Below are 13,374 nucleotides of genomic sequence, written 5' to 3' on the forward strand. Positions count from 1 at the left end.
TTAAAGATTTTGGATACAGATTCGGAACAAAGGCACCTATATAAAAACAAAACCTCTTATATTCCTTACCTTTGCACTCATTTTTAGTAGAGTATGAGCGTAAAATACCATGAGTTCCAAGGGTTGAATTTACCCGAGATAGAGAAAGCAATCTTACAGAAATGGACAGAGCAGGAAGCCTTTGAAAAAAGCGTTTCCTTAAGAGAAGGGGCAACACCATTTGTTTTTTACGAAGGACCGCCCAGTGCTAATGGTATGCCCGGTATTCACCACGTAATTTCCCGAACTCTGAAAGACCTCGTATGCCGTTACAAAACCATGCGTGGTTATCAGGTAAAACGCAAAGGTGGATGGGATACGCACGGCCTGCCTGTAGAGTTGGGAGTGGAAAAAGAATTAGGCATTACCAAAGAAGATATTGGAAAGAAAATATCTGTAGAAGAATACAACAAAAAATGCCGCGAGGCAGTATTGCGTTTCAAAAATCAGTGGGACGACCTTACCCGCAAAATGGGATACTGGGTGGATTTGAACGACCCTTACATCACTTTTACCAATGAATACATCGAAACGCTATGGTATTTATTAAAACAACTATTTAATAAAGGATTACTTTACAAAAGTGTAAGTATTCAACCTTATTCTCCGGCAGCCGGAACAGGGTTAAGCTCGCACGAGCTGAATCAGCCCGGTACTTACAAAAATGTTAAAGACACCAGTGCTACAGTGCTCTTTAAGGCCATCAAAGATGGCGTGTTGAAAGAGTTTGAAGAAGATATCTACTTCATGGCCTGGACTACTACCCCTTGGACATTGCCTTCCAATTTGGGGTTGACCGTAGGTGCCGATATCGAGTACAGCTTGGTAGCCTCTTTCAATCCTTATACACAAGAGCGTCAAAATGTAATTCTAGCTACAGCGCTGCTCCACAAATACTTCAAACCCGAAGGAAAAGACGGCAATTTTGAAGCTTATCAAAAAGAAGATAAAATTATTCCCTGGAAAGTACTGGCAACCTTCAAAGGTAAGGACTTAGAAGGCCTGCGTTACGAACAACTCATGCCTTTTGAGGCTAATAACTTGGAAGCTATTCGCGCTATTACTCCTGATGCAGATCCCTTCAAAGTAGTAATAGGCGACTTCGTAACAACCGAAGACGGTACCGGTATTGTACACACAGCTCCAGCATTTGGTGCCGACGACTACAAAGTAGGACAGAAAAATAATCTAGGTATTATTACGCTCGTAGACCGCGAAGGAAAGTTTATTGACGGTGTAGGTGAGTACAGTGGCCGCTTTGTTAAGAACTATAAAGACGATCCGAACTACGTAGACGTAAATGTAGACATATCGGTAGATCTGAAACTAAAAGGTCGTGCCTTTAAAGTAGAAAAATACGAGCACAGCTATCCACATTGCTGGCGTACCGATAAACCTATTTTGTACTATCCTCTAGATGCTTGGTTTATTAGAACCACAGCACTTAGGGATAAAATGGTAGAACTAAACAAAACCATCCACTGGAAACCCAAATCTACAGGGGAAGGCCGTTTTGGCAACTGGTTGGAAAACATGGTGGATTGGAACCTAAGTCGCAGCCGTTTCTGGGGAACCCCGCTGCCCGTATGGCGTACTGAAGATGGTGAAGAAGCAAAATGCATCGGCTCCATAGAAGAGCTGAACGCAGAAATTAAAAAAGCTGCAGAAGTATTAGGGGGAGATACCAATAAAAAATTCCTTGAAGAAGGCCTTAAAGACCTACATAAACCCTATGTAGACGAAATTATACTGGTAAGCGACTCCGGCAAACCTATGCGCCGCGAACCGGACCTGATAGATGTTTGGTTTGATAGCGGAGCGATGCCCTATGCACAATGGGGACTCAACTACGAAAAGCTTAGGGCAGGAGATCCACAGCCTTTCAATCATCCTTTCGAAAACAACTTCCCTGCAGACTTTATCTGTGAGGGAGTAGACCAAACCAGAGGATGGTTCTACACATTGCATGCTATTGCATCGCTGCTGTATGGCAGTGTAGCATTCAAAACCGTCGTGAGCAACGGCTTGGTGCTGGATAAGAACGGCAATAAAATGAGTAAACGTCTGGGCAATGTGGTAGACCCCTTCGATACCATTGAAAAATTTGGCGCAGATGCTACGCGCTGGTATCTTATCACCAATGCATCCCCTTGGGATAATCTAAAATTTGATATCAACGGAATCAAAGAAGTACAGCGTAAATTCTTCGGTACTTTATACAATACTTATCAGTTCTTCGCTTTATATGCCAATGTAGACGGCTTTACCTTTAAAGAGCCTTATATGCCGTTAAACGAGCGCCCGGAAATCGACCGCTGGATTATTTCCTCGCTACATTCGCTCGTTCAAAACGTAACACAGGCGATGGACAATTACGAGCCCACACAGGCGGGTAGGTTGATTGAAGATTTTGTGGATGAACAGCTAAGCAACTGGTATGTGCGCCTGTGCCGGCGTCGTTTCTGGAAAGGAGAGTACGAAGCTGATAAAATTTCAGCTTATCAGACGTTGTATGAATGTCTGGAAACTGTAGCTACCTTGATGGCTCCTATCGCACCATTCTTCAGTGATGCTATTTACCAGAACCTCAATGAGGTTACCGGCCGTCATCCTCACCAATCGGTGCACCATGCGCTCTTCCCTACTGCCAATACCGCGTTCATTGATAAAGAATTAGAGGAAAGAATGCAACTGGCACAGGATGCCAGCTCACTCATTTTGTCGCTAAGAAAGAAAGTCAACATCAAGGTGCGTCAGCCTTTACAGAAAGCGCTCATTCCGGTACTTAATCCGGCAATGAAAACACAGCTGGAAAAGGTAGAAGACTTGATAAAATCCGAAGTAAACGTTAAAGAAATAGCGTATTTAACCGAAACCGACGGATTCATAAAGAAAAGAATTAAACCTAATTTTGTATTATTAGGTAAGAAACTTGGGCCTAAAATGAAAGCGGTTTCCGCGGCCCTAGCCCAATTCACCCAAGAAGATATCAACCAATTAGAACGAAATGGTGTTTATACCTTACATTTGGAAGGTGAGGCGATTGATATCAAATTAGAGGAAACGGAAATCACCAGTGAGGATATTCCGGGATGGACCGTATCCTCCAAGGGCGCTCTAACGGTTGCATTGGATATCACCATCACCCCCGAGCTACAACAAGAGGGTGATGCAAGGGAATTCATTAACCGTATTCAGAAGATACGCAAAGACAAAGGATTTGAGCTGACAGATAAAATAGAAGTGATTGTTGACGCAAATGAAGCACTAAAAAGTTCTTTAAACAGGTTTAAAGACTATATTTGCGCGGAAATATTGGCTGAAAATATTAATTTCCAGCCAATTTCGGGAAATGATGGTATAGAAATTGATGTGAATGATAACATTTTACAAACGATTGTTTCTAAAAAAGGGTAAACTACATGGCTACAAAAAAAAGTACACCGGCAAAAAAAGCAACGCCGGCCAAAAAGCAGAAAAAAACTGTCGCTAAAACCACAGTAAAAGCAGTTGCTAAGAAAACAGCAACTAAGAAAAGTACTGCTACAAAAGCGGCAGCTAAGAAGAAAACAGCTCCAGCAAAAACAAAAACTGCTGCAGCTAAGAAAACTGCAGCGAAAGCGACTCCGGCAAAAAAAGCAGCAACTAAAAAACAAACAACAGTAAAAAGTACTGCTGCAAAAGCCAAAGCTGCACCTCAAAAAACAGCAACTAAAAAAGCAGAACCCAAACAAGCAGTAAAAGCTGCCGGTAGCCAATCAAAAACCCAACAAAAAACTAGCCCTAAAAAAGAACAATCTACCCCAACACCGGTAGTACCGAAACTTTCTACCAAAAGCTCGGTTAAATACCAACCGGAGTTTACAAAAAGTATTTTAGACACCCCTAAAGATGAACCAGTGAAACCAGTAGTGAGATATTCAGATGCGGAATTGCAAGAGTTTAAGGAAATTATTTTGAAAAAATTAGATGCGGCCAAAAAAGAGCTGGCTTATTTACAGGGGCTAATTACACGCCGTGACGAAGGAGGAGACATGGATGAAGGTCGTTATATGACTATGGAAGATGGTAGTGTAAGTATGGAACGCGAGCAGCTGAGCCAATTAGCCAGCCGCCAAATTCAGTTTATCGACCATTTGGAAAAAGCCTTAATGCGTGTAGAAAACAAAACCTACGGTATCTGTCGGGTTACAGGAAATCTTATCGACAAAGCCCGTTTGCGTGCCGTACCTCATGCCACATTGAGTATTGAGGCAAAATCAATGCTTAACAATAACAAATAAACGGTCTTAACAGTAAAATACATTCATTGCATAAAAGCGAAGCATAAACGCTTCGCTTTTATTGCTTTATATATTACAAACCGGGGATAAGCTCCTATAATCCGCAGGTAAATAAAGCATAATTGTCATGACCATCTCATTTCAATACAATAAAAAGCAGGTAATTCAAGCGCTACGCTACCATTTCATAGCTAAGAAGGAAATTCGGATTATGATTATCATGGTAAATGTATTTGCCATTGCCTCGCTTATCTGGTATATGATGGGCAAGATCACTCCGGTGGCTTTTCTTACCTATTCCCTATTATGGATTGTATTGATGATTGCCATATGGTTTGTACTACCGGGCTTTGTATATCGCAAGGCGGAAACTTTTAAGCATGGCTTTTCTATGCATTTTAATGAGGATGATTTTACATTAGAGCACGAAACAGGCTCAAGAAGCTGGCCTTATACGGCGCTACATTCCTTCCGCGAAACGCCCCATTTTTTCCATCTTTATTTTGACACACGTTCATTTCTACTGATTCCCAAAGACGCCTTTGTCACCAACGAGCAAATGCTACAGTTACATAACCTCTTGAAAGCAAAAGTGGGATAATAATAGGCGAATCAAATGCGCTTTTTCATTAATACGTGTGGGATAGATACTTTTTCAAATGGCTCACTGCAGGGTCTATAGCCCATTTTTTCATAAAATCCTACTGCGCTGGCTCGAGCATCCATAGCAATTTCGCTGTAACCAGAATCGCGCGCAATTGTCTCTGCAAATTCTATTAAAGCGCGGCCAATACCTTTTCCCTGCAATTGACTTCGAACGGCCATTTGCCGCAATATGGCAGAACCTTCCTGTCCTCTTACCAGTATGCAGCATCCAAGCAGTTCATCATCTTCAAAAGCTCCAATCAGAATATGATCTTTATCGGCCTGAATGTCCTGTTCATTCAGCGTCATGCCCAGCGGTTTGCGCAAGATTTCATTGCGCAGTTCCACCATCTTCCAATATTCCTTGGAGTCGTAATCAATGATTTTTAGGGCCATAGTGGTAATTTTATGGTCCGATATATTGTATGATAAACTGAAAAATACCAAATTTTATTGGCAGCGTAACATTTTTACATTTTTTTTTGTTTCTGGTAGTTATTTAGTCAAAAACTCTATTTTTGCACTCAACAATAAAAACAATCAGATATGTCAGACATTGCAACAAGAGTTAAAAAAATCATCGTTGACAAATTAGGTGTTGACGAAGCAGAAGTAACTAACGAAGCGTCTTTTACCAATGACCTGGGCGCTGATTCTTTAGATACTGTTGAACTGATTATGGAATTTGAAAAAGAGTTTAATATTTCTATTCCCGACGAACAGGCTGAAACCATCACCACTGTTGGACAGGCTGTTTCATATTTAGAAGAACACGCTAAATAAAAATTTGAACAAAAAAGCTTATCTGTCACTCATCCGATATAGTTTGACAGAAATTAGCGAACTTTATATCCGCCTTTGCAAGTGGTATACCCTCACAAAGGCGGTTTTTCTTAACGTTGAGCTGCACGGCTTATGGAATTAAAAAGGGTAGTAGTTACTGGAATGGGCGCGTTAACACCGCTCGGCAATACGATAGATGGATATTGGAACGGCCTGATAAACGGAGTTTCTGGCGCTGCCCCTATTACATTGTTTGATGCATCAAAATTCAGAACCCGGTTTGCCTGTGAGGTAAAAAATTTTGAACCCACAGATTATCTGGATAAAAAGGAAGCGAGAAAGCTCGATCGTTTTTCTCAGTTTGCCCTCGTAGCCAGCGACCAGGCTATGAAAGATGCCGGTCTTAGTAAAGACACCATTAACCCCGACAGAGTGGGTGTGGTTTTAGGAAGCGGAATTGGAGGGCTCATCACATTCCAAAACGAGGTAGCAGAATTCGCCAAGGGAGATGGTACGCCTAAATTCAACCCTTTCTTTATCCCTAAGATGATTCTGGATATTGCTGCCGGACACATCAGCATGAGACATAATTTAAGAGGCCCGAACTACGCCGTGGTAAGTGCCTGTGCCAGCAGCACCAACGCTATGATTGATGCCTTAACCCTGATTCGTTTAGGCAAGGCCGATATTATTCTCACCGGAGGTAGCGAAGCCGTTATCAGCGAAGCAGGTGTGGGCGGATTCAACGCCATGAAAGCCATGAGCGAACGCAACGATGATCCCGCTACAGCCAGCAGACCTTATGACAAAGACAGAGATGGCTTTGTAATGGGTGAAGCTGCCGGTGTATTGGTATTGGAAGAATTAGAACACGCACTGGCACGTGGCGCCAAAATTTATTGTGAAATAGTGGGTGGCGGAGCCACAGCCGATGCTTATCATATTACAGCTCCTCATCCCGAAGGATTAGGAGCGAAAAACGTTATGCTTGCAGCATTGAAAGATGCAGGGCTCGACGTTACTGCAGTAGATTATATCAATACCCACGGTACATCCACCCCGCTGGGTGATATTGCCGAAGTAAAAGCTATTCTGGACGTATTTGGAGAACACGCTTATAAGCTCAATATTAGTTCCACTAAAAGTATGACAGGCCATTGCCTAGGTGCCGCAGGAGTTATTGAAGCTATAGCCTGCATCAAAAGTGTAGTCCACGATATCGTTCCGCCTACCATCAATCACTTTACTGATGATCCGGAACTAGACCCCAATCTTAACTTTACATTCAATAAAGCACAGGAAAGAGTGGTAAATGTGGCACTCAGTAACACTTTTGGTTTCGGAGGGCACAACGCTTGCATCATTGTAAAGAAATACAAATAAGTTAGTGAGTTTCATTAGGAATTTATTTGTAAAAAAGTCAGATGCCTCTTTCATTAAGGAGTTAAAGAACATCTTGGGATTCACTCCTAAGAACTACTCTTTATATAAAACCGCCCTTACCCATCGTTCCGTTAGCGAAAATGTAGATGAGAATAACGAGCGATTGGAATATTTGGGCGATGCCATTCTGGGCGCTATTACGGCTGATTATCTTTTTCGCCGCTACCCGTATCATGGTGAAGGATTTTTAACCGAGATGCGCAGCAAAATGGTGAACCGCCAACAACTCAATGATATAGCGGTACGCATGGGGCTGAAAAAAATTACTAAATACAATAAGGCCGACCACTGCCTGAAAACCAGCCATATCTTTGGTAATACCCTAGAAGCACTGGTCGGCGCTATCTATCTGGACTATGGATATGAGCGCACCCGTCGCTGGGTGCAGGATTATATCATCACGCCACATATGTTTATGGATGAGCTCGAAAATCTCGAAATCAACCATAAAAACAAGCTCTACGGCTGGGCCAATAAAAATGGAAAAGCCCTGGAATTTGTCACCGTTGACGAAAAAGTGGAGAACGGTCGCCGTTTGTTTACGGTAGCCGCCGTGGTAGATGGCGAAAGTATCGCCCAGGCTACAGCTTTTAATAAAAAAGATGCTTCGCAAATTGCAGCCAATAAGGCTATCGAGATTTTAGGTCTTAACAATCAGTAGTCTCCTTTCTTTTTTATTTACCTTTAAGGTATGTCTATACTTTCCGTACCTGTATATATGGATTACAGTGCTACTACACCTTGTGATGAGCGTGTGGTTGACGCTATGTTGCCTTATTTTACCCGGTTCTTTGGCAATACAGCCAGCCGTATTCATAGTTACGGATGGCAGGCCGAAGCCGCAGTAGAATTGGCCCGCGAGCAAGTAGCCCAAATTATTCATGCACAGCCTAAAGAAATTGTTTTTACCTCAGGGGCTACAGAAGCTTGCAACTTAGCCCTCCGCGGAGTAGTGGAGTTATATGCCGTAAAAGGCAATCATATCATCACCACAAAGACCGAACATAAAGCCGTTCTGGACACCTGCAAAGCTCTTGAAAAAAAAGGAGCAATTATTACTTATCTGGATGTAGATGCCAACGGGCTTATCGATTTAACTGCACTAGAGCAAAGCATCACACCCTCTACCATTTTAGTGAGCATCATGCTAGCCAATAACGAAACCGGTGTGGTACAAAACGTTGCCGAAATTGGAAAAATTTGCAAACAACATAAAGTACTATTCTTTTGCGATGCTACTCAGGCGGTAGGTAAAATACCCATAGATGTTCTTGCCTCGGAAATAGACTTACTGGCCTTTAGTTCGCACAAAATCTATGGTCCTAAAGGGGTAGGCGCATTATATATCCGAAGCCGTAATCCACGTGTAAAAATCGCACCGCAGATAACTGGTGGAGGCCACGAAAACAATCTGCGCAGTGGCACCTTAAATGTTACCGGCATTGTGGGATTTGGAAAAGCCTGTAGCATCTGTATGGAGGAGTTGTCCACAGAACAAGAGCGATTAACACGACTGCGCGATCGTTTGAAAGACGGTCTATTGCAAATACCCAACACTACTTTAAACGGGCATCCCAGTCAGCGACTACCGAACGTGCTGAACATCTCTTTCCCTCCTTTGAACAGCGGATTATTACTTTCTGCATTAAATAAAAGTATTGCGCTTTCTTCGGGCTCTGCCTGTACCAGCGGTAGTCTGGATCCATCCTATGTTTTATCCGCCATGGGCATTGACGATACGCATGCACGCGCAGCTCTGCGGTTTAGCATTGGGCGATTCACTACCGAAGAAGAGATAGACTTTGCCATTCGTGAAGTAAACGAAAAAGTCACACAACTCAGAAACGAGGGTATGTTCATCGGTTAATGCAATAATTCCGTTAAAAGCATTGCCGAATTGGGTATTATCCCACTCGTTCCCTCCCAACTTACATCAATTTCTGTTACCTTCGTTCTTATCTATTATTCGTCCTTATCTAAAAAACAATGTACTATGAGCCAGGTTTGGAAAGAATACCAAGAAAAAAATAAAGACAGATTTCTGGAAGAAATGCTGGAGCTGCTACGCATCCCTTCAGTAAGTGCCAGAAGCGAACATAAGAGTGATATGATCAAATGCGCCGAAGCTATAAAAGACGCCTTACTGGCCAGCGGCTGCGATAAAGCCCAAGTAATGGAAACCGGCGGTCATCCGGTGGTGTACGGCGAAAAAATTATCGATCCCAATAAGCCTACCGTACTGGTATACGGACATTACGACGTACAACCTGTAGAACCGCTAGAACTGTGGCACACCCCTCCATTTCAACCCACTATTATCGATGGCAAAATATATGCTCGTGGCAGTGCTGATGACAAAGGACAGTTTTACATGCACCTAAAGGCACTGGAAACTATGGTAAATACCAACACCATGTGCACTAATATTAAATTCATCATCGAGGGTGAAGAAGAAGTGGGCTCTCCCAACCTGGCAAAATTTGTTGCGGCCAACAAGGATCTCTTGAAGGCCGATGTGATCCTCATCAGTGATAGTGCTTTATTGAGCATGGACACTCCATCCCTCGATACGGGAGTACGCGGATTAAGTTATATAGAAGTAGAAGTAACCTCAGCAGCTCGCGATTTGCACAGTGGCTCTTACGGTGGCGCAGTAGCAAACCCCATTGTTGTGCTTTCTAAAATGATTGCCAGCTGCCACGACGAAAACAATCATATTACCATACCCGGGTTTTATGATGATGTGGTTACAGTATCGGATGAAGAACGTGCATTGATTAACAAAGCGCCCTTTGATGAAGAAGAGTACAAGAAAGAAATCGGCATTAAAGAACTATGGGGAGAAAAAGGTTATACCACTTATGAAAGAACGGGTATCAGACCCACACTGGAATTGAACGGTATATGGGGTGGTTATACAGGAGAGGGTTCTAAAACTGTTCTACCTGCTAAAGCCACTGCTAAAATCTCTGCGCGACTGGTACCTAATCAAAGCAGCGAAAAAATTACTCAATTGTTGTTAGATTACTTCAGAAAAATAGCCCCGTCCTGTGTTACCGTAAATGCTTTTGAACATCATGGCGGCGAAGCTTATAATACACCTATAGACAGTAAGGGATACCAGGCAGCCAGTAAAGCACTCGAGACAACTTTCGGGAAAACACCAATTCCCGTAAGAGGAGGAGGCAGCATTCCTATCTGTCATACCCTCGAGAAAGAATTAGGCACTCAGATTATTTTCATGGGCTTTGGTCTGGATAACGACGGACTACACAGTCCCAACGAAAAATATAATGTTGAAAACTATTTTAAGGGTATTGAAACGATACCTTATTTCCACAAATACTTTGCAAAATAAAAGAAAGCCGGTACAGTTGTACCGGCTTTTATATTTCAAAATATTTACTTTTTATCAGCTATTTTGGCAACTCCGGACGACGCATGCGATAGGGAGTTCCGGTTAGTGTCTTCAGAAAAGCCACTAGCTGTGCTTTTTCCTCTTTTGTCAAATCCAGTTTTTTGATCAATCTGTCTGTTTTAGGAAATAGCGGATCATTTTTTTGCTCTTCCGTTTTTGGAGGTTGTGGCATTCCGCTGTTATACATATTTACAATTCCTTCCAGATTATCAAATAAACCATTATGCATCCAGGGACGCGTTCTTTCCAGTTCGCGCAAAGAGGGAGTGCGAAAACGACCCACGTCTTCCGGATTTTTAGTAACATTATATCGCCCTAAATCCTCATACTTCCTTTTGTAATAAGTAAGGCCTATATTATGAAAAGAGGTATCTGTGAGATAAGGACCGCTATGACAGTTCATACAACGCGCCTTAGTGCGGAACAAATGTAGCCCCACTACTTCATCATCAGTAAATACATGATATTCTCCACTCAGGAAACGATCGTAGCGTGTAGCCCTGCTCTTGATGATTTTCTGAAATGCGGCAAGTGCAGTAGATATTTTATCAAAATCGATTTCAGGAGTACCGTATGCTTTTTCAAATAAATCTCTGTACCCTTGAATCTTTGAAAGCTTCTCGCTCAACAGAGGCACTTCCATATTCATTTCGTGATGCGCACTCAAAGGTTCTATCATCTGCGAAGCAAAATCATTCGCCCTACCATCCCAGAACAATTTGGGATAGATATGTACATTTAAAAGGCTCATGGTATTGCGCTTGCCTTGCATATGATCATTACCCAGAGCCACTACTCTTCCGTCTTGCCAAGCCAGATCTGGATCATGACAGCTACTACAGGAAATCTGATTAGAGCCCGAAAGACGCGGATCGAAAAACAAAAACATTCCTAGGCGGGTCACAGGATCTTTATCAGCTTTAAACCACGAGGTGTCATCTTTGGGAATTACGCCTAACTCGCTCCAAATGGCTCCGGAATCAATATGAGGCTTAGGCCACTCGCTAATGGGCCTGCTGTACAAGCTTCTTATCGAATCTGCATAGCTTTTGAAAGTACGCGCAGCGTGGTTCGTGTATGAAAATGACATCATACCCAGCAGTACAATCACCCCTAAAGTCAAATAAATCTTACGCATGATTTGCAAAAATAAGTTTAAAACAGACAGCCCAAGGTAATATGGAAAATGTTATAGTATTTGCCAAGATACTGTGTATTCAATGCACTTGTGAGAGAAGTAGCACCGCGCAAATAAGCGATAGTTTTGGTACTCACTCGTTGTGCGTATTGTACCGCGGGCGTAATACGAATGCGAGAGGCAGTGAGAAATTCATATTCCTGATTCAGATAGCTATCTCTTGAGGCTGGAGGACGCGCCGATGAGACAGGCTGGTAGGTTCCATCACTATGCAGTGTTCCCGAACCACCTCCATATCCAACACCTAAAGACACCGTATACATATCTTTTCCTTTGATAAAGTTTCGAGAAGCATTCGCATCCGCTTCATATAAATTTAAATCCTGAATACGCAAGAAAGGATACAACGATGTTTTGTGATAGCGATTCATGTATTGAAATGATGCGTTCAATACCCACAAGGGATTGTCGTTTGCTACGCCCAGATATCCTTTATAGTTAATAGCACCTTTTGTAATTTGTCGATTCAATACTTCGTTCTGACCATGATAAATAATTATAGTACTGCCACCGGAGGTATTGCCTTTACTATATACGTTCTCCATATTGATAAGATCCTCATAGCCGGCATTTAACTGTATTAGATGCAGATTTTTATTTTTTTGGATCTTCAGTACCCCTGTATATTCATAGCTATCTGCATCGTGCTCGGTAAAAACAATAGATGCTGTTGCCTTCTTACCATAATAACCGCTTCGCCTTGCATAAGAAAATTCATTCAACAGGCTCACTGTATTACTAAATCGGATATCCGCCTGAAGAGCCATACCGTGGGTATTATTGACAATAGGACGTCGCTCATCGGTAAGTCCGTCCTCGCCAAACAACTCCGTTCTTCCATAAAAATTACCGTAGTTCAAAAAAACGAGATATTGTTTATCCGTATTGCCATGTACCTCAAATTTCAAGCTTTCAATACGACGAACGTAATTATAACTAAGTCCTAGTTTAACAGCTTTAGATAATGTATAATTTACACCCGCAGCAACATCCATATTCAGTAATCTGTTGATATGCCGCAAATCTTTGAGCTTGGCATAATCAGCCACTTCATAAGATATGGCACCTCCCAATGTCAATCTCTGCGACACGGCAGCGCTTACACTACCGGATAAGGTATACCCTTCCAGCTTTTTGGTACCGGCTGTAGAATCAGTATTGTCGTCAAAATTGAGAGGTGATGTATAAGGGTCGACCCATGCACTACCTTGCATGTTTTTACCTCTAAAATTCTGATAATCTACTGCACCATAGAAAATAACATTTCTATTGAGTCGATAAAATGACTCAGAACCGATATTGATTTTATAACTATTATCAGACTGATAATAGTTTTTGAATGCACCGTCCGCTTTTTCATAGGCTACATTGGCCACAGATACCTTGTCCACATCTACATATTGTAACCCCGATGGATTATGAGTTTGTAGCCAGGGATTATTATTTTTTATGTAATTGATATCATAAAAAGAAGTATCTGTGATTTGAGCAATAGATATGTTGGCGCAACCAAGTGTTGCGCCCAACATAAAACCGATTATCAGACGACTGAATTGCATTATTGG

11 protein-coding genes are annotated in these 13,374 nt (G+C 42.2%); 8 read left to right on the top strand and 3 right to left on the bottom strand.

Annotated elements, in window-relative coordinates; all coding sequences use genetic code 11:
* Positions 1 to 93 precede the first annotated feature (93 nt).
* The 3 genes from ileS to PIECOFPK_RS00525 all read left to right on the top strand — a co-directional run bounded on the left by ileS (position 94) and on the right by PIECOFPK_RS00525 (position 4,923).
* Entirely contained in the window at positions 94 to 3,456 is a 3,363-nt protein-coding gene (gene ileS / locus PIECOFPK_RS00515; RefSeq protein WP_409966255.1) for an isoleucine--tRNA ligase, read from the top strand.
* 5 nt (positions 3,457 to 3,461) lie between these two features.
* Positions 3,462 to 4,322, top strand: coding sequence for a TraR/DksA family transcriptional regulator (locus PIECOFPK_RS00520; protein WP_330975002.1), 861 nt, complete (start codon positions 3,462 to 3,464; stop codon positions 4,320 to 4,322).
* Positions 4,323 to 4,449: 127 nt separating this feature from the next.
* Positions 4,450 to 4,923, top strand: coding sequence for a YcxB family protein (locus PIECOFPK_RS00525; RefSeq protein WP_330975003.1), 474 nt, complete (start codon positions 4,450 to 4,452; stop codon positions 4,921 to 4,923).
* A gap of 11 nt (positions 4,924 to 4,934) precedes the next feature.
* On the opposite strand, the gene PIECOFPK_RS00530 is transcribed toward PIECOFPK_RS00525, so the two are convergent.
* The gene (locus PIECOFPK_RS00530) at positions 4,935 to 5,363 is read right to left on the bottom strand and encodes a GNAT family N-acetyltransferase (protein WP_330975004.1); all 429 of its coding nucleotides are present in this window, start codon (positions 5,361 to 5,363) and stop codon (positions 4,935 to 4,937) included.
* A 150-nt stretch (positions 5,364 to 5,513) separates the two neighbouring features.
* Here PIECOFPK_RS00530 and PIECOFPK_RS00535 point away from each other — a divergent pair, with 150 nt between their 5' ends.
* The 5 genes from PIECOFPK_RS00535 (at position 5,514) to PIECOFPK_RS00555 (ending at position 10,551) form a co-directional block, all read left to right on the top strand.
* Positions 5,514 to 5,750 carry an acyl carrier protein gene (locus PIECOFPK_RS00535; protein WP_039135252.1) on the top strand — a complete coding sequence of 79 codons (237 nt, stop codon included), beginning with the start codon at positions 5,514 to 5,516 and terminating at the stop codon, positions 5,748 to 5,750.
* A gap of 132 nt (positions 5,751 to 5,882) precedes the next feature.
* Positions 5,883 to 7,133: a beta-ketoacyl-ACP synthase II gene (gene fabF, locus PIECOFPK_RS00540; RefSeq protein ID WP_409966256.1), complete on the top strand. Its 1,251-nt coding sequence runs from the start codon at positions 5,883 to 5,885 to the stop codon at positions 7,131 to 7,133.
* A 4-nt stretch (positions 7,134 to 7,137) separates the two neighbouring features.
* A complete protein-coding gene (rnc, locus tag PIECOFPK_RS00545) occupies positions 7,138 to 7,854 on the top strand; it encodes a ribonuclease III (RefSeq protein ID WP_409966257.1) in 717 nt (238 codons plus the stop codon).
* Positions 7,855 to 7,884: 30 nt separating this feature from the next.
* Positions 7,885 to 9,060: an IscS subfamily cysteine desulfurase gene (locus tag PIECOFPK_RS00550; RefSeq protein WP_409966258.1), complete on the top strand. Its 1,176-nt coding sequence runs from the start codon at positions 7,885 to 7,887 to the stop codon at positions 9,058 to 9,060.
* Between the two features lie 126 nt (positions 9,061 to 9,186).
* Positions 9,187 to 10,551, top strand: a complete 1,365-nt coding sequence (locus PIECOFPK_RS00555) for a dipeptidase (RefSeq protein WP_409966259.1) — start codon at positions 9,187 to 9,189, stop codon at positions 10,549 to 10,551.
* Between the two features lie 58 nt (positions 10,552 to 10,609).
* On the opposite strand, the gene PIECOFPK_RS00560 is transcribed toward PIECOFPK_RS00555, so the two are convergent.
* Entirely contained in the window at positions 10,610 to 11,749 is a 1,140-nt protein-coding gene (locus PIECOFPK_RS00560) for a cytochrome-c peroxidase (RefSeq protein ID WP_330975009.1), read from the bottom strand.
* A gap of 17 nt (positions 11,750 to 11,766) precedes the next feature.
* Positions 11,767 to 13,368, bottom strand: coding sequence for a DUF6850 family outer membrane beta-barrel protein (locus PIECOFPK_RS00565; protein ID WP_409966260.1), 1,602 nt, complete (start codon positions 13,366 to 13,368; stop codon positions 11,767 to 11,769).
* Between the last annotated feature and the right edge of the window lie 6 nt (positions 13,369 to 13,374).

Source organism: Chitinophagaceae bacterium C216 (genome assembly GCA_028485475.2).
Lineage (GTDB): Bacteria > Bacteroidota > Bacteroidia > Chitinophagales > Chitinophagaceae > Niabella > Niabella composti.